This window comes from Absiella sp. AM09-50 (assembly GCF_003433845.1).
In the GTDB taxonomy this organism is placed as follows: Bacteria; Bacillota_I; Bacilli_A; order Erysipelotrichales; family Erysipelotrichaceae; genus Hoskinsella; species Hoskinsella hominis.
The window spans coordinates 1-18,354 of the sequence record NZ_QVFI01000034.1 but is presented as its reverse complement, the minus strand read 5'-3'; the positions used below and the strand labels follow the sequence as shown (position 1 = coordinate 18,354).

Annotated in this window: 16 protein-coding genes and 1 CRISPR repeat array (1 of these 17 only partly in view); of the genes, 14 read left to right on the top strand and 2 right to left on the bottom strand. The window is 28.1% G+C overall.

Annotated features, from left to right (window positions below):
* Nucleotides 1-530: direct repeats of the CRISPR family, unit length 32 nt; unit sequence GTCTAGCTCTATATGAGCTAGTGGATTTAAAT (it extends 432 nt beyond the left edge of the window).
* Nucleotides 531-790: 260 nt separating this feature from the next.
* From DW114_RS18825 to prmC, 3 genes are all read left to right on the top strand, one after another.
* Entirely contained in the window at nucleotides 791-1,381 is a 591-nt protein-coding gene (locus DW114_RS18825; protein ID WP_117455579.1) for a thymidine kinase, read from the top strand.
* Nucleotides 1,382-1,544: 163 nt separating this feature from the next.
* Complete coding sequence (gene prfA, locus DW114_RS18820; RefSeq protein ID WP_117455577.1) at nucleotides 1,545-2,624, top strand: peptide chain release factor 1; 1,080 nt, start codon at nucleotides 1,545-1,547, stop codon at nucleotides 2,622-2,624.
* Nucleotides 2,617-3,474 carry a peptide chain release factor N(5)-glutamine methyltransferase gene (prmC, locus tag DW114_RS18815; protein WP_117455575.1) on the top strand — a complete coding sequence of 286 codons (858 nt, stop codon included), beginning with the start codon at nucleotides 2,617-2,619 and terminating at the stop codon, nucleotides 3,472-3,474. The genes prfA and prmC overlap by 8 nt, the downstream gene beginning before the upstream one ends.
* 51 nt (nucleotides 3,475-3,525) lie before the next feature.
* Here the strand turns inward: prmC and DW114_RS18810 are convergent, their stop codons facing one another.
* Nucleotides 3,526-4,368: an IS1096 element passenger TnpR family protein gene (locus DW114_RS18810; protein ID WP_117455573.1), complete on the bottom strand. Its 843-nt coding sequence runs from the start codon at nucleotides 4,366-4,368 to the stop codon at nucleotides 3,526-3,528.
* Between the two features lie 93 nt (nucleotides 4,369-4,461).
* Nucleotides 4,462-5,337 (bottom strand): UTP--glucose-1-phosphate uridylyltransferase GalU, encoded by an 876-nt coding sequence (gene galU / locus DW114_RS18805; protein WP_117455571.1) that lies wholly within the window; start codon nucleotides 5,335-5,337, stop codon nucleotides 4,462-4,464.
* A 212-nt stretch (nucleotides 5,338-5,549) separates the two neighbouring features.
* Between galU and DW114_RS18800 the strand changes: the two genes are divergently transcribed.
* From DW114_RS18800 to DW114_RS18750, 11 genes are all read left to right on the top strand, one after another.
* On the top strand, nucleotides 5,550-7,439 hold the full coding sequence (locus tag DW114_RS18800; protein WP_117455569.1) for a polysaccharide biosynthesis protein: 1,890 nt from the start codon (nucleotides 5,550-5,552) through the stop codon (nucleotides 7,437-7,439).
* 10 nt (nucleotides 7,440-7,449) lie between these two features.
* On the top strand, nucleotides 7,450-8,037 hold the full coding sequence (locus tag DW114_RS18795) for a sugar transferase (protein WP_117455567.1): 588 nt from the start codon (nucleotides 7,450-7,452) through the stop codon (nucleotides 8,035-8,037).
* Entirely contained in the window at nucleotides 8,034-8,969 is a 936-nt protein-coding gene (locus DW114_RS18790) for an NAD-dependent epimerase/dehydratase family protein (RefSeq protein ID WP_117455565.1), read from the top strand. The genes DW114_RS18795 and DW114_RS18790 overlap by 4 nt, the downstream gene beginning before the upstream one ends.
* Entirely contained in the window at nucleotides 8,962-10,056 is a 1,095-nt protein-coding gene (locus DW114_RS18785) for a glycosyltransferase family 4 protein (RefSeq protein ID WP_158552353.1), read from the top strand. The genes DW114_RS18790 and DW114_RS18785 overlap by 8 nt, the downstream gene beginning before the upstream one ends.
* Nucleotides 10,057-10,077: 21 nt before the next feature.
* Nucleotides 10,078-11,121: a glycosyltransferase gene (locus DW114_RS18780; RefSeq protein ID WP_117455561.1), complete on the top strand. Its 1,044-nt coding sequence runs from the start codon at nucleotides 10,078-10,080 to the stop codon at nucleotides 11,119-11,121.
* A gap of 15 nt (nucleotides 11,122-11,136) precedes the next feature.
* Nucleotides 11,137-12,225 carry a glycosyltransferase gene (locus tag DW114_RS18775; protein WP_117455559.1) on the top strand — a complete coding sequence of 363 codons (1,089 nt, stop codon included), beginning with the start codon at nucleotides 11,137-11,139 and terminating at the stop codon, nucleotides 12,223-12,225.
* A gap of 8 nt (nucleotides 12,226-12,233) precedes the next feature.
* Nucleotides 12,234-13,343, top strand: coding sequence for an EpsG family protein (locus DW114_RS18770; RefSeq protein ID WP_117455558.1), 1,110 nt, complete (start codon nucleotides 12,234-12,236; stop codon nucleotides 13,341-13,343).
* A 186-nt stretch (nucleotides 13,344-13,529) separates the two neighbouring features.
* Nucleotides 13,530-14,567, top strand: a complete 1,038-nt coding sequence (locus tag DW114_RS18765) for a glycosyltransferase family 2 protein (RefSeq protein WP_158552352.1) — start codon at nucleotides 13,530-13,532, stop codon at nucleotides 14,565-14,567.
* Between the two features lie 17 nt (nucleotides 14,568-14,584).
* Nucleotides 14,585-15,673 (top strand): polysaccharide pyruvyl transferase family protein, encoded by a 1,089-nt coding sequence (locus tag DW114_RS18760; protein WP_117455555.1) that lies wholly within the window; start codon nucleotides 14,585-14,587, stop codon nucleotides 15,671-15,673.
* Nucleotides 15,666-17,129, top strand: coding sequence for a murein biosynthesis integral membrane protein MurJ (gene murJ, locus DW114_RS18755; protein ID WP_117455553.1), 1,464 nt, complete (start codon nucleotides 15,666-15,668; stop codon nucleotides 17,127-17,129). Before DW114_RS18760 ends, murJ begins: the two co-directional genes overlap by 8 nt.
* A 12-nt stretch (nucleotides 17,130-17,141) precedes the next feature.
* A complete protein-coding gene (locus DW114_RS18750; RefSeq protein ID WP_117455551.1) occupies nucleotides 17,142-18,011 on the top strand; it encodes a beta-1,6-N-acetylglucosaminyltransferase in 870 nt (289 codons plus the stop codon).
* Nucleotides 18,012-18,354 lie beyond the last annotated feature (343 nt).

Here is an 18,354-nt window from a genome sequence, read left to right as displayed (position 1 = left end):
GGAGCAACTTAACAAAATGTTTGTTGTTTCCGGTCTAGCTCTATATGAGCTAGTGGATTTAAATAGCCTGTTCATTTCGCACCTCTTTTCTGTCGCCGTCTAGCTCTATATGAGCTAGTGGATTTAAATTCGCATAAGCGCTTATCAAAACTACCCGCCTACCGTCTAGCTCTATATGAGCTAGTGGATTTAAATTAAATGCGTCCATATAATCGTTAAATTTTTTCTTTGTCTAGCTCTATATGAGCTAGTGGATTTAAATATCGATCCCACACGCATCATAAGCAGTTTCTATAGGTCTAGCTCTATATGAGCTAGTGGATTTAAATCCCTCACTTTCGTTTTCAAATTGATCAAAAACACCGTGTCTAGCTCTATATGAGCTAGTGGATTTAAATGTAGCTATCTGATTTTGATGCTACGAGATCTGTTGTCTAGCTCTATATGAGCTAGTGGATTTAAATATTGAAGATCTACGTGATACGATGGTTGATATGAGTCTAGCTCTGTATGAGCTAATGGATTTAAATGATGCAGATGTCAAAGTAACGATCCATGCAAACAGGTCTAGCTCTATATGAGCAAATATTTAGACATCTAACAACGCCCGCTTATTTTGGCGATATGCTCGACTTTTTTCAGAACACCAATTTAAACACTGTACAAACTAATGAATTTATATCACATTTTTATAAACAATTTTATAAACGGCAGATAATACAAAATACTATGTCTAATGTCTTTATAATTGTGTATAATATATTCGTTTGATTATGAGGTGAAAATAAATATGTACAAACAATATAGAGAAGGCTGGCTAGAAGTAATATCTGGATGCATGTTCGCAGGAAAAACTGAAGAATTAATTCGTCGTATTAAAGTATTAGAGTATGCAAAAAAGAAAATAGCTGTCTTTAAACCAAAAATAGATAATCGATACAGTGAAGAAAATATTGTATCGCATGCAGGAAGTAGTGTGAAAAGCTTTTCGATTGAAAATGCACATGAAATATTCAATTATATTGATGATTCATATGACGTTATCGCGATAGATGAAGTACAATTTTTTGATGAAGAGATTGTTGAAATTTGTGACTACTTTGCTGATAGAGGAAAACGTGTAATGGTTGCAGGATTAGATATGGATTTTCGTGGTGTCCCTTTTGGCGTAATGCCACAATTATTTACACATGCAGAATTTGTCACCAAACTAACCGCAGTATGTACAAAATGTGGAGCCCCAGCCACAAGGAGTCAAAGACTGATCAACGGAAAATCAGCCCAGTATGATGATCCAATCATATTAGTAGGGGCAAGTGAACAATATGAAGCAAGATGCCGCCATTGTCATGAAGTACCTGGTAAAAAGAAAATTATATAAATGCGCAATCTAAAAAACTTTTCTTTTACATTATAAAATACTTGAAAATCACAAGAATTATCCTTTTCAATTGAGCGGTTCAATGGTATAGTATATAAGGATATTTATGCGCAATCAGTATAAATAAAGGTATATCAAGTATAAAAAAACAGGAGGAAAAGCTATGAGTGTCATGATTGAAAGACTAGAAGGTATGGTAAATCGTTACCATGAAATAACTGAAATGATGATGTCACCAGAGATTGTCACAGATTCAAAAATGTTGGCAAAGCTGGGTAGAGAACAGGCAGATTTGACACAGGTTGTTGAAACCTATACAGAATATAAAAACAGTGTCCAGGCATTAGAAGATGCAAAGGCGTTGTTATTGGAAGATGATAAAGAAATCAAAGAAATGGCGAAAATGGAAATCGAAGAATTAGAGCCACAAATAGAAGATGCATTAAAAAAACTGGAGATCTTATTAATCCCTAAAGATCCTAATGATTCACATAATGCAATTGTGGAAATCCGTGGTGCTGCCGGAGGAGATGAAGGAAACATTTTCGCTGGTGATTTATATCGAATGTATAGCAAATATGCAGAAAGCCAGGGATGGAAAATAGAAATCATCGAAATGGATGAATGTGAAGCAGGTGGTTTCTCATTAGTTTCCTTTGAAGTAAAAGGCGATGGAGTTTATGGAAAGCTGAAATTTGAATCAGGCAGTCATCGTGTACAACGTGTACCAAAGACAGAAAGCCAGGGACGTATTCATACATCAACAGCAACTGTTTTAGTTACTCCAGAAATTGAGGCAGAAGATTTTGATATCGATATGAATGATTTGGAAATCGAAACAATGCGTTCATCAGGAGCTGGTGGTCAGCATATTAATAAAACCGATTCTGCTGTGCGTATTGTCCACAAACCTACAGGAATTACAGTAAAATGTCAGGATGGCCGTTCTCAACATGAGAACCGTGCAACAGCATTGATGACAATTCGTTCCCGTGTATACGAAGAACACCAGCGTAAACTGGAAGAAGAACAAGGAATGGAAAGAAGAAGTAAAATAGGTACTGGAGATCGTGCAGAAAAAATCCGTACTTATAACTATCCACAAAATCGTGTAACAGATCATCGAATTGGATATACTGTAAATCAGCTTGACCGTATTATGGAAGGTAAAATGCAGGATTTATTAGAAGCATTATTAACAGCTGATCAACAGGCAAAACTGGCAGGACAAAATAATGGCTAGTTATCGTGAAGTACTTCATAAAGCGAAACAGGAAATGGAAGCCGCAGGTCGTGGTGAACAGGCAGCATTATTTTATATGCTGGAGTTAACCAATAAAGAGGCACATAACCTGTATATGGAATTTGAAGAAGAAATGCCTTTGGATATCCAAAGTGCATATGAAGCAGGAATTAAACGCTTAGTAGCAGGAGAACCACTTGGGCATGTTTTAGGATTTGAATGGTTCTATGGATATCGTTTCAAAGTCAATGAAGATGTATTGATACCAAGACCAGAAACAGAAGAACTTGTTGCTAATGTGCTTGCAGCTTATGATGAATATTTCTCTAATGTGGAAAATGTCATGGCTGTGGACATAGGAACTGGTAGTGGAGCAATTGCGATTTCTTTGAAAAAAGAAGAACCAAATTTGCATATGATGGCAACGGATATCAGTGAGAAAGCCGTTTTGGTTGCAAAAGATAATGCACAGGAAAATGAAGCAATTGTCAGCTTCTTAGTTGGCGATATGCTACAGCCTTTGATAGAACGTGATATCAAAGTGGATATCTTAATTAGTAATCCACCATATATCCCCAAGGAAGAAGTCATGGAAGACAGTGTCGTGAATTATGAACCACATGTTGCTTTATTTGGTGGTGAAGATGGTTTGAAGTTTTATCGTGTCATATTTGAAAACGCCCCTCAAGTATTAAAAGAAAAAGCAATGATGGCTTTTGAAATGGGTTATAATCAGAAAGAGGCATTAAGTGCATTAGCAAAATCATATTTTCCTGAAGCAAAAATTGAAGTAATGAAAGATATGAATGGTAAAAATCGAATGCTGTTTGTTTATCTGAATCTAGCATAAAGAAAACCACAGAATCGCGTATTGAAATGAGGTTCTGTGGTTTTTTTGTAATTATTTAAGATGTTCAAAAAGATCTTTATACAAAGGAAAGCGGCCTTGTGTGAGATATTGATTCTTTTTCAAATCAAAAGGTTGAGTAATGAATGGATACATATAGGAGAACTTTACTTTTTTATCCCTTAGATCAATCTCCATATCATTTCCATTAAGATAGGCGACAAGTTCGCTTTTTTGGTTTTCCACCAAGCCATTTCCAATGCCTTCTAAAATAACGGGAGTTGTTCTTAAGATACGTTTATCCATAATTTCCATATCTAAATATTTAATGCAAATATCATAACAACAGCCAAGATCATATGTCATTTCTAATGATGGATCTAAATCAAAGTTTAAGTCTTTCAAACGCACATGATTAGCAGGTATTGCAGGAAAGTCTGGATGATATTCGTGTAAGTATGTTTCTCCTTGATAGGTAAATGTAAAGGTATGTTCTGCCTCTAAGTGAAATGTCGCAAGAATTGTGTAAGCTAATTCATTTAATGTTTTTTCAGCAGGCAATTTAAATTTACGATACATTTTATCTTTATACCCATTTAGCCAAGCTTCAAATATAAAATAGGTCTTTTTTCCATCTATATCAGAAAAATTATTCTTACAGGGTGGCATTTCCATTAGCTTATAATAGAATAGATCATCAATAGAGGAATCAGTATGCGTTAATGCATAATAAGTAAGTTCTGCCAAAGTAGTCTTGATACAATCCAAAATTTGTTCATTTGAATGATATCCTTTAGCTTTTAATATGGAAACAGCTTTTCTGGTTTCTGGTGCATCTTCTTGTAGTACCTGGTGTGATAACTGGGTCAGTGCTGTTTCAATCGTTTCTTTAATCATTTTATTCACAACCTTTCTATGTATTATTGTAACATGTTTATTTCTTAGGTAAAGAAAAAGGTATTTACCATCTTGATAAATACCCTTCTCATATTAGATATTTAAATCTTTAATAATTTGAATCATAGAATCTCTAAGATCATCTCGATCTAATGCAAAATCAATTTGTGCTTTTAAGAAACCTACTTTATCTCCAACGTCGTAACGATTTCCTTCAAAATCATAGGCGAATACGTTTTCTTCTTTGGTTAAGCGATCAATCGCATCAGTGATTTGAATTTCATTGCCTTTACCAGGAGCCTGCGTTTCTAACAATTCAAAGATTTTAGGGGTTAATACATAGCGGCCAAGGATTGCAAAGTTACTTGGAGCATCTTCTAATTTAGGTTTTTCTACAAAGCCTTTTACAGAAGCACAACGTTCTGTCAGATTTTCTTTTGGATCAATAATGCCATATTTATGTACTTGTGAATCAGCAACCTTTTGAACACCAACAACGCTTCCACCGAATTCTTCATAAGCTTCTACCAGCTGTTGGGTTGCAGTTTTACCGTTTTTATTTACAACAATATCATCCCCTAACAGAATTGCAAATGGTTCATCTCCTACAAAGCTTTTTGCACATAATACTGCATGTCCAAGTCCTCTTGGATTTTTTTGACGTACACTGAATACATTTGCTAATGATGCAATATCTTTTACCATTTCCAAGCGTTCCATGTCGCCACTGGCTTCTAGTTTTTTTTCTAGTTCAAAACTATTATCAAAATGGTTTTCAATACATGCCTTGTAACAGTTGGTAATTATTAGAATTTCTTCAATACCACTTGCCACAGCCTCTTCAACAATGTATTGTATAGTAGGTTTGTCCACAATAGGAAGCATTTCTTTTGGGACTGCCTTTGTCGCAGGAAGGAACCTTGTGCCGAAACCGGCAGCAGGTATAATTGCCTTTCTGATTTTTTTCATAATACTTTCATCCTCCTAAATGTTACACTTCTATATTGTAACATATTTTGCTGGATTTGAAAGCGATTGTTTTATTAGTTTAAAAATATGTGCTTTTATGTTTTTCTTATAGAGGTATAAGATTATGTGAAAAAGTACACAAAATTGTAAAAATAGTTTTTAAAATAGCGTGATTTGTGCTAGAATGGTTTAGGATAAGGGAGTGTGCACTTATGATAGAGAAATTATTTAGCAATCCACTATATGTAAAGCATAGAGAAATGATGCTTTGTCTACTAGACTTATGTATCGTTTTTGTCTCTTTTTTACTGGCATATTGGATTCGCATAGATTTTCGTTTCCCAGATTTTGCACAATTGGATATCGTAAAATGCTTAATAGCGTTACTCATTGTATTGATTGTATATGCTATTAGTTTTTTTGTATTCAAGATACACAAAAGCTTGTGGAAATATATTGGGCCGGTTGAAACAATCAGAATTGGATTATCTGTATTGTTGGCTTCCATCGTACTGTTTATTTTGGTAATTGCGACAAGTATATCACGTTCATACACCAGTGTTGTGGTAACTGGTGGGCTGTTGACTGCGATATTGATGTATACAGTGAGGGTAAGTTATCGATTGTATAGAAGGTCAAGCATGAAAGTTGATGGCCCACGCAAAAAAGCAGTTATTATCGGTGCTGGTGATGCAGGCTACATATTATTGAAAGAGATTATTCAAAACGATAGTTTCCATGTCGAAGTTGTTGGTTTTGTTGATGATAAGCGATATAACAATATGGTGTCAGGATATAAAGTATTAGGTGATACATATGATTTACCGGAGATTGTAAGTAAATATGGTATAGAAGAAGCGTTTATTGCGATTCCTAGTGCTGATAAAACAAATCTTAGACGTATCAATGATATTTGTCAGTCATGTAAGCTGGAAACAAAGATTATGAAGCGCGGGGATAAAATTATCGAAAGCGATTTAGAAAAAAAATATGATGCAAAAAAATATCCTGTACAGGATATCAGTATTGAGGATTTACTAGGTCGTGGAGAAATACATTTGGATCAAGACGAAATTCAGTCTTATATCACAGGAAAAGTAATCGTTGTAACTGGAGCTGGTGGATCCATTGGTTCAGAGCTATGTCGTCAGATTGTGAAATTTAATCCAAAAGAATTAGTGATGATTGATATCAACGAAAATTCTTTATATATGTTAGAACAGGAATTCAATCGTAACAGAGTACATGGTACATTAAATCCTGAGATTAAAATTCTATCATTAATTGCTTCTATTCGTGAATTTACAGCGATTAGTGATATCTTTAAGGAAAAACAACCATCAGTTGTCTTCCATGCGGCTGCGCATAAGCATGTGCCATTGATGGAAACACGTCCAATGGAGGCAATTAAAAACAATGTCTTTGGGACAAACAATGTCATCAAAGCTTGTATCAAAAACAACGTTTCAAGGTTCATTATGATCAGTACAGATAAAGCTGTTAATCCAACCAATGTAATGGGTGCTACAAAACGTATGACAGAAATGATTATGCAGGCAAATGGTAAGAATGGTGTCACGAAGATGGCAGCTGTTCGTTTTGGAAACGTGTTAGGATCAAACGGTTCTGTCATTCCAATCTTCAAACAGCAGACTGCAGAAGGTGGACCTGTTACTATCACTGATAAAAAGATTATCCGTTATTTTATGACGATTCCAGAAGCAGCTCAGTTAGTATTACAAGCTGGCTATTATGCAGATAAAGGAGAAATCTTCGTATTAGATATGGGAGAACCTGTGAAGATACTTGATTTAGCAGAAAAAATGATTCGTATGTCAGGTTTTAAGCCATATGAAGATATTGATATCGTGGAAATTGGTTTACGTCCAGGTGAAAAAATGTATGAAGAATTGAAACTGGATGGAGAAACAAGAATAAGAACAAAGAATGATTTGATATTTAAAAACAATATCATGGACATTACAATAGATGATATTAATGAGAAACTAAATATTCTGAGTAAGAAATTACAAGACAACGTTTCAGAAGCAGAATATAAAGAAACAATGTTAAAAGTAATTAAAGATAAAAGCATAGATTAGGAGTGAACATATGTATCAAAACTATATTAAAAGAATGATTGATTTTATTATGGCATTGATAGGAATTATTATTTTGTCACCAATTCTATTAATTTTATCAATCATTATAAAAGTTACTTCACCAGGCCCAATTTTATTTAAACAAAATCGAGTCGGAAAAGATAATGTCGAATTTAAAATTTTGAAATTTAGAACTATGAGGATTGATACACCAAAAGATTGTCCAACTCATTTGTTAGATAATCCTGATCAATATATAACAAGAGTTGGAAAATTCCTAAGAAAAACTAGTTTAGATGAATTACCTCAACTTTGGAATATTCTAATTGGAGATATGGCAATTATTGGACCAAGACCTAGTTTACCTAATCAATATGATTTAAATGATTTAAGAGATAAAAATGGTGCTTCAAAAGTAAAACCTGGTTTAACTGGACTTGCTCAAGTGAGTGGAAGAGATGAATTGGAAATTGATATTAAAGCAGCTTTAGATGGACAGTATGTTAAAAATATAACATTTATTGGGGATTTAAAATTGTTTTTTAAAACGTTTATAAGTGTTTTAAAGTCTGATGGTGTGAAGGAGGGTAAGAAATGAAAAAAGTGCTAATAACAGGATCTAATGGTTTTGTAGGTCAAAATCTGATTTCAAGTCTTTCAAATAAGTTTGATTTGTATGGGTTAGATAGACATCAAACAAGAAATTTACCTAAATCAAATTATTATATAGGGGATTTAGGTGATTTGAATTTATTAAAAAAGGTTTTTGAAGAAATAAAGCCAGATGTATTAATACATCTGGCTGCAATTGTTCATAAGAACAATGCAGATACAAGTGAAAAAAATTATAATTTTATTAATTTTGAGTGTAGCAAGCAATTGTTTGATTTATGTGAAAAATATAGAACACATGTTATTTTTTCAAGTACAATAGAAGTTTATGGAGAAACAGAGGAAAGAATAATAAATGAAAACTCAAAATGTAATCCAAACTCATATTATGCAAAAAGTAAATTAAAAGCTGAAGAATATTTAAAATCATTAAATTTAAAGTATTCTATATTAAGATTTACGCCACTTTATGGAAAAAATTTCACGCTAAATATAGATAAAAGAGTTTTTTTAAAGAAAAACAAAATTGCATATTATTTTAAAGATGGGCAATATTCATTTGATTTTTGTAGTATTAATAATGTTTGTGATTTTATCGTGAATTTAATTGATAAATATGAAAAAAATGATATTTATGTTCTTTCTGATTCGAATACAATGACTGTAAAAGAAATTATTCAAATGCATAAGAAAAACGGCAATTGTAAAATTATAGTCAAAATGCCTTACTATTTTTGTGAATATACAATATTGATAATTGAAAAAATCTTAACTTTTATGACAAAGAAAGATGTTTTTTTATCTAAAAGGAATTTCAAAAAATTATTTGCTTCTAAAAAATATGAAGATACAAAACTTAAAAATGTAAAATTTAAATGGAATATTGAAAATACGATTTATGGTGAACATTATGAATAAAAAAATACTTGTTTTATGTAATCATAATATCGTTTTATATAATTTCAAAAAAGAACTTATAAAAGCATTAAAAGAAGAAGGCTTTGATATTTATATTTCAATGCCCTTTGATAACAGTTTAAATTATTTTGAAAATGAATTAAAATGTAAATGCTTTGAAACACAAGTTGATAGAAGAGGGTTAAATCCACTAAAAGATTTAAAGCTGTTTAGAAAATATAACCATTTAATTAAAATAATTAAACCGGATCTTATTTTTGCTATGACGATTAAACCTACTATTTATGGAGGCATTTGTTCTCGAATACATAGAATTAATTTTATTACTAATATAACAGGAATTGGTACGACTTTTCAAAATAATAGTCTATTGAAAAAAGTTATAATATCTTTATATAAAAAAGCATTACATAACTGTAAAGCATGTTTTTTTGAAAATGAGGAAAATAAAAAAATTTTTTTAGAGTATGGTATTGTAAATGAAAAACAGGCAATTACAGTTAAAGGTGCTGGAGTTAACTTAAATGAATTCAGAATACAACCTCAGGTTAAGAAAGATTGCTTAGTATTTAGCTTTGTAGGTAGAGTAATGAAAGAAAAAGGAATTGATGAGTTTTTATACTGTGTTGAAAAATTAAAAGCAAAAAAAGATATAGAATTTAGAGTTTATGGATTTTGCGAAGATGATTATTTAAAACAATTGAAAAAATTAGAAAAAAATGAAAATTTCAAATATTATGGTTTCGTGAAAGATATGAAAAAAGTTTATAAAGAGTCAGATGTGATTGTATTACCATCATATCATGAAGGGATGTCAAACGTTTTATTAGAAGCGGCAGCATGCGGAGATGTTATTATAACGACAAATATTTATGGATGTAAAGAAGCAGTCGATAATGGAAAAACTGGATTTTTGATAAGGAAAAAAAATAAAGAGGAATTATTAGAGTGTATAAAATTAATATCAAAAATGAATTATAATGATATAAAAGAAATGGGTGTTGCAGCTAGAGAAAAAATGGTTATAGAATTTGATAGAGAAAAGATAAATCAAATTTATTTAAAAACTATAAACGATAAATTTTAATTTTAGAGGTGATGAAAGAAAATGAAAAAGATCATTCATGTTTTAAATACAAATAGCTTCTCTGGTGCAGAGAATGTAGCGATTACTATTATCCAAAAAATTAACGAAAAAACTGATTATATTTCATGCTATGCATCATATGATGGCCCAATTAATGTATTTTTGAATGAAAAAAAAATAAAACATATAGTGTTTGAAAAACTGTCTGTTAAAAATATAAAAAAAATTATTAGGGATGAGAAACCAGATATATTACATTGCCATGATTTTACTGCAAGCGTTATCTCGAGCTTAGCCAAAGGAAAATCCAATGTTAAAATTATATCGCATTTACATGCAAATCCTGTATGGATAAGAAGTATAAATTTAAAAACATTAATTTATAAAATTTGTTTGAAAAAAATTTCAGTAGTTTTAGCAGTATCTAATTCTATATTTGATGAGTTTAAATTCACAATAGAAAATAAAAAGATGATTTCAAATCCTATAGATATAAAAAGTATTATTAAAGAGTCAGAGTCGTGTCATTATGATGATCAGCAGGAGTATGATATTTTATTTTTAGGAAGATTAGAAAGTCCAAAGGACCCTTTAAGATTTATAAATATTATAGCAGAATTGCAAAAGAAAAATAAAAATATCAGTGTTGCAATGGTTGGTGATGGTAAATTAAAATCTGAATGCGAATTATTAATAAAAAAATTGAATTTATCAGACAATATCCATCTTAAAGGGTTTAAATCAAATAGATTAGCATTTATAAAACATTCTAAGATATTATGTGTGACCTCTGTTTGGGAAGGATTTGGATTAATGGTAATAGAAGCTTTAGCACTTTCAAAGCCAATTGTTGCAAGTCCTGTAGGCGGATTACTTGAAATTATAAATGATAAATGTGGATGTTTTTGTTCGACGAATAAAGAATATGTTGATGAATTATTCAATTTATTAAGTGATAATGATTATTATAATCAGAAAGTTGAAGCTAGTAAAAAAAGAGGTTATGAATTAGATAATATAAAAACTTATATACAAAATCTTATAGAAATATATGAAAAGATATAAGAGAAAGGGGTACAAATGAAAATTGCAGTTGTTGGATTATCTCCAAAAGTTGGTGGAGTAGAAACATTTATTATAAATATGTTCAGAAGCTTATACCAAAAACATGATTTCTACTTTTTAACATCATATGATGAAGATGTTTGTTATAAAGACGAAATACTTAAAAATAATGGAAAAATCATTAAATATTGTCCAAGACGAAGTAGTTTGATTAAGTGCAGAAAGGATCTAAATAAATTTTTCAAATCAAATAGAGTAGATGTGTTATGGTTTAATTGCTGTAGTTTAAGCTCAATAGAAGAAATTAAAATTGCATATAAAAATAATATTTCAAACATTGTAGTTCATAGTCATAACTCCAAAAATATGGGAAGCAAATTAACATTCCTTTTACATACCTTAAATAAGCTTATATTAAACAGATTTGTTTATAACACCATTGCATGTTCAAATATAGCTGCCGATTGGATGTTTAATAATACTTTACGAAAAAATACAAAAATATTGCATAATGCAGTTAATGCGAAAAAATTTCAATATAATAAAAATCTTGATATAAAAATGAGAAAAAAATTAAATATAGAAAAGGATTGTAGTGTTATTGGACATGTAGGCAGATTTCATTTTCAAAAAAATCACAAATTTTTAATAAATATATATGAAAAATATTATAAAATAAATAAAAATTCAAGACTGATTTTATGTGGCGAAGGTGAGGATAAGGCGTCTATAAAAGAATATGTTAAACAGAAAAATATAGAAAATAATGTTCTATTTTTAGGAAATAGAAATGATATGGAGCAAGTGTATCAATGTATGAATATGATTGTTTTTCCATCATTATTTGAAGGGCTACCTTTTGTTTTAATAGAGGCGCAAGCATCAGGTATTCCGTGCTTAATCTCAGATAATATTTCTAGAGAGGTTGCGATAACTAATTTAATTCATTTTAAAAGTTTAAGTGATGATCCTGAATTATGGGCAAATTGTGTGAAAAATCTGATTGTATATGAGAAAAAGAGTACTTTAGATGAAATTGTGAAAGCCGGATATGATATTGAGGAAAACGTTAAGAATTTTGAAAAAATTTTGAAATTAAAGTAGGTGAGAAGATGGATTATAAGTCATTTTTAATTTATGGAAGTTGTTTGCTTTTAATGATATTATTTGCTTATTTATATACATACTTTGAGAAATCAGATAAATGCTTTTGTAATATAAAAGTTAGATTGATTTGTAAATTACTTTTAATATTGGTTCCAACAATTTTAGCTGGAATACGTTATAATGTTGGAACTGATTTTTTAACATACATTAAGATGTATGATAACTTAAAGGGAATAGAATGCATTGATTATTTTACAAAATATGCAGCTATTTTTGATATTGAACCTTCTTTTTATATAATAAGCCGTTTTGCATATTTATTCTTTGATTCAGTTAAAGTAGTTTTTTACATTTATGAATTAATAATTGTTATTTTCGTGGTTTCAGCTTTAGAAAGGTTCAATGTGAGAAAAATGTTGCCTCTATCAATTTATATTTTCTTTTTGTATTTTATCCCAATAAGCTTTAACCTAATCAGACATACTGCAGCATTGGCTATAATATTTTATGCTTTATCATATTTTTATGAAGAAAAATATTTTAAATTTATTATTTATGTATTTTTAGCAACTTTGTTTCATAAAACTGCAATTATTTTTTTTCTAGTATTATTTTTTATACCATCCAAAAATGAAAAAATCAATACAATGAAAATTAAGATATATTATATAATGATAGTATTATCTCCATTGATTTTAAATATAACAATGAGATTTATAAAATATATTCCATTTCTTTCAAGCTATTTTGAAAAATATAATGTAAATTTTAATAATTCAGGATTTGGCTTTTTGATTTTCATATTACCTACTATGTTACCAATAATTTATATGTGGAAAAAAGGTGAAAAACAAAATATAATCCAAAGTACGATGAATGTATATTTGCTAACTATACCTTTATCATATCTTGGCTATTATTTGTCATGGGCAGGTAGAATGGCTGATTATACAAGGTTGTTAGAAATTGTTTTATTGCCTTGGCTATTAACAAAACAAAATCAAAAAGAAAAAAAATATATATTATTATATTTTATATTATTTTATTTATTCTATTATATATATATGTATATGTTTTTAGGAAATAATGAGATTTTCCCTTATCAAGTATGGTAGGTGTTAGCTGATTTAGGATCTATAGGCTTTATAAAAAATTTAAAGATTATGTTGAATGTTCTTAAAATACTTAATTTAATATTTTAATAACCGGAATCAACCACGGAGAAATAAGGTTGGTAGAAAGGATAAGGTATAAGACAATGACTGTTGTATAAGTTATTAATTGTATACCAGGTAAATTATTTGAAATTTTCAATTATTATTCCGATATATAAATCAGAAAAGTATTTAAAAAGATGTTTAGATTCCTTAATGAATCAAACGTATAAAGACATAGAAATTATATGTATATTAGATGGCGAGGATGAAATTTGTGAAAATATTGTAAAAGAGTTTATTCATATTGATAACAGATTTAAAATGATAAAGCAGATTAATTCTGGTGCAAATTTTTCAAGAAAAGTTGGTTTTCAAAATAGTTTAGGCGAATATGTCACTTTTGTAGATTCAGATGATTGGATTAGTGTTGATACTTTAGAAAAATGTGCTAAATCGTTAGAAAATAATGATTTCGATCTAGTAAAATTCGGATATGTTAAAGTAAATAATAAAAACAAGTATATATACTTTCCCATTACAAAAGCTTTTACTCTTATACAAGGAAAGCAAGAAGTTAAGAATATAGTTATAAATAATATGTTCAAAAACTACGATTTTAATCAAATGTGGGGACAAGTCATTAAAAAATCAAAAATAAGAGAAAATTTTTTTAATATGGACTTAACGATAGCTGAAGATTTGTATTTTAACTATAATTTGATAAATAGTATTGATAGTATACTGCTAATAGAAGACTGTTGTTATTATTATTATTTTAATAATAATAGTATAACTAAAACAAAAAATAAAGTTAGGCTATTAGGAGATTTTAATGATATCACCTATGTATATCAAAAGATTTTAGAGGATATAGAAAGTGATTCACTTTTTCAAAAAGATCAATTAAATTATATTTATTATTTTGTTTATAAAGAATTAATATTTTATATTTTTAGATGTTTAAATGTTACGGGATTAAGCTATAAAGACAAAATAAATTTTATCTTAAAACAAGCACAAACTGATTTTTATCTTAGAATTAAACAGAGGGTTAAGTATGATTTTATCAGAAATGATAAAAATGGATATAGATTGGTTTTCAAAGAAATGTACAATAATCATATAAAGAAAGCTTTATGTTATGCGATGCTTATAGAGATTTTTGTAAAAATAAAAAAATAAATTAGGAGAAAAGCTATATGAAAAGTAGTAAAGTTATATTTGTGAAAGCATATTTAAACCAGAATTTAGGAGATGATTTATTTGTAGATATTTTAGTTAAAAGATATCCTCAACATAATTTTATGATAATAGTTCCCAATAAAAATTATTATCATTTTTCTAAATATAAAAATGTTAAGTTGATAAAATTAAACAAGGTGAAAAAATTAATTAATTTTTTAAGCTTTAAATTAATTGATAAAAATATTTTTGAAAGTTATTATGAAAAAAAATGTGACTTAACTGTAACAATAGGTGGATCTTTATTTATTCAAAAAGAAAATTGGTATAAAAATTTCTTAAGAGAAAAAAATAATTTTTATACTAAACATAAAAATTTCTTACTAGGCTGTAACTTTGGACCATATTTTGATAGTCAATTTAAAGAAAACTATGAAAAGATATTTAGAGCATACTATGATATTTGCTTTAGAGATAACTATTCGTATAATTTATTTAAACATTTAGATAATACTAGGATTGCACCAGATGTTGTCTTTAATTATAAAACAGTAATTGACCAAGGGACAGATAAAGCAGTTATGATGTCTATAATTGATCCAGAAAAAAAACTTTCAGAAAATAAAATATCTGAGTATAAACAAAAGATTAAAGAATGTATAAATTATTTCCATAAAAAAAATTATCAAATTAATTTGGTATCTTTTTGTAATAATGAAGGAGATTTAGAATATATTAATAAGATAGTGGCTGAATTAGATGAAATGAATAATATTACTATCTATGATTATACTAATGATTTAGATAAAATTATTGATGTTATTAAACACTCAGAATATATTATTGCTACAAGATTTCATTGCATGATTTTAGGTTGGATAATGGAAAAGAATGTATACCCAATTGTATACAGTAATAAAATGAAAAACGTTATAGATGATGTTGGTTTTACAGGAAAGTTTACATACCTAGAGAATATAAATGATTTTAGTCCTGAAGACGTATTATTAAATAAAAATGTTAAAATTGATGTAGCTTTTTGGAGAGATAAAGCTTCAGAACAGTTTATAAAATTAGATAAATTTTTGGAGGATCACCATGAATAAAAGAAGATATATTCAATTAGGGTGTATGATAGGACTTACTCTACTTACTCAATTGATTACCTTAATAAAAATGTCAGTTGTAGCTAGTAATTTTGGAGTATCTGTTCAAATGGATGCATTTAATTTTTCTAATAATATTGCTTCATTTATTTTTAGTTTTATATCGACAGGAGTTGCTACAGTATTGATTCCTGCTTATATTTATAAGAAGAGTCCAACAGCAATTAATACATTTATAAGTGTAATTTATTTTTTCTCAATTGTTTCAGTCATTTTTATATTTGCATTTAGATATTCTATAGCTAGTATGTTTTCACCAAATAAGTTATTCATTACAACAGTTTGTAGTTTAATGTTTGTTATTTTAATTAGTCAATTTACAAATACAATTATAGGTGTAGCTAGTGCTTATCTACAATCAGAAAATGTTTTTAATTTACCTAAAATAATTGTTTTAATTACAAATTTAGTATTAACAAGCTTGACTCTATTAAAAAAAAATATGACAATTTATGATTATTCATTATTTATTTTGTTTACATCTTTTATTAGTATGAGTCTTCATATAATGTTAATTAAGAGATTTGATTTTCATTATAAAGTTCAATTTAATTTGAAAAACACGGATTTTAAAATAATGTTACATATTTTCATTCCTACAATCTTTAGTGCAGGTGTTTATCAAATAACATTATTAACTGATTCATTAATCGCCACCTCATTAGGCGAAGGACAAATATCATTATTGAATTATTCTAATTCTATAATGGGAATGATTAATATGCTTTTAACGACGAATTTAATAACTTTTATTTATCCTAAAATATCTAAAGATATCGAAAATGGAAATAATGATAATAAAGTATTTGAGTTTTTTCCATTATTCACTTTCGTTATGGTTCTTATAGTTGTTGGATTAATAACTATAGGAGAAGAAGGTATATCATTATTATATGAAAGAGGAGCATTTAACAGGGATTTTACTAGTGTAATATATATATGTACTATAATTTATTCTATTTCTTTACCAATAAATATGGTTAGAGAATTAGTTTATAGATCATTATATGCTCATGGTGACACTAAATTGACTTTCTATAATAGCGTAAGTGCTAGTATAATTAATTTTGTCCTAAGCATATTATTCTCGTTTTTTATAGGAATATATGGAATTATACTAGGAACGGTTATTACTTCGATTTTTTCATTAAGTAGAATCATATATAAATTTTGCAAAAAATATAAAATTAAAAACATAGAACCTTTTATTTTCATAGATATAATGAAAATTTTAGTTACTGCAGTTCTCACCGTTATAATAATATTTTTAATTCAAAATATCATTATAATAAACAATTCTATTTTATTTATATTATTTTATGGTATTCTAACTGTTTGCATTTATTTAGTTTTAATGCTATTTATGAAAGTTGAATTTTTTAAAGTTAAATTGTAGGGAGGTAGAAAAATGCATGCTTATTTAATAATTGCTTACAATGATTTTGAATTATTAAAATGTTTAATTAGAATGTTAGATTATCCATATAATGATATATATATTCATATTGATAAGAAATCAAAGAAGTTTAAACAAAATGATTTTATTGGTATTACTAAATATTCAAAATTATATTTTATAAAAAGAGAAAAAGTTTATTGGGGTGGATATTCTCAAGTTAATTGTGAGATCAATTTGTTGAAATCTGCAAAAAATAGAAAATCCTATTCTTATTATCATTTGCTTTCAGGAGCAGATTTACCAATAAAGTCAATTGAAGAAATTTATAATTTTTTTGAAAATAATTTAGGAAAAGAATTTATATCTTTTGATGTAGAAAATGAAAAAAATGGAGAATTTCTCGATCGAATAAAATATTATTATCCACTACAAGATATAATTGGTAGGAGAAATAAATTTTTTATTAAAATACAGCTTTTGTTTATCGAATTACAAAAAAAATTAAATGTAAATAGGATTAAAAATCGTAATTACATTTTTAGAAAAGGAACAAATTGGTTTAGTATTACTGATAATCTTGCAACGTATATTTTATCTAAAGAAGAAGAGATTAAAAGCATTTTTTCTAAAGGTTGGTGTGTAGATGAGGTTTTTTTGCAAACTTTAGCATGGAATTCAAAATTTAAAGAGAATATATATGGGGATAGTATGCGCTTATTTGATTGGAATCGTGGAAAACCATATATTTATAGAGAAGCTGACTTTTTTGAGTTAATTAATTCAGAAAAATTATTTGCAAGAAAATTTAGTAATTCAGTGGATCCGAAAATTATAGATACTATTGAATTTTATTTTCAAGAAAAAAATACTAATAAGTAAGTTTAAAAATGGAATCGTTCTCTTAATAATAAAGGATGATTCTTTTTTATATATAGATTTGAAATATTTGTAATTATCAGTTCTCAAAATTCATAGCAATACAGTACTAAACAAGATAATCGTTTTTTTAACAATATCAAATTATATAATCTTTATTTAAAAAATCATAAAAACGTTGATAATCTTTTATAAATGACTATAATTAAAGAAGAAGGGGGTAAGCAGTGATGAGAAAAATTATATTAACGTTTTTATTACTATTACCAATATTTGTAATGAATATTGAAGCGAAAACATTTAAAGAAAATGATGTTATAGAAGAAAAAAAAGATGAAAAAGTTCA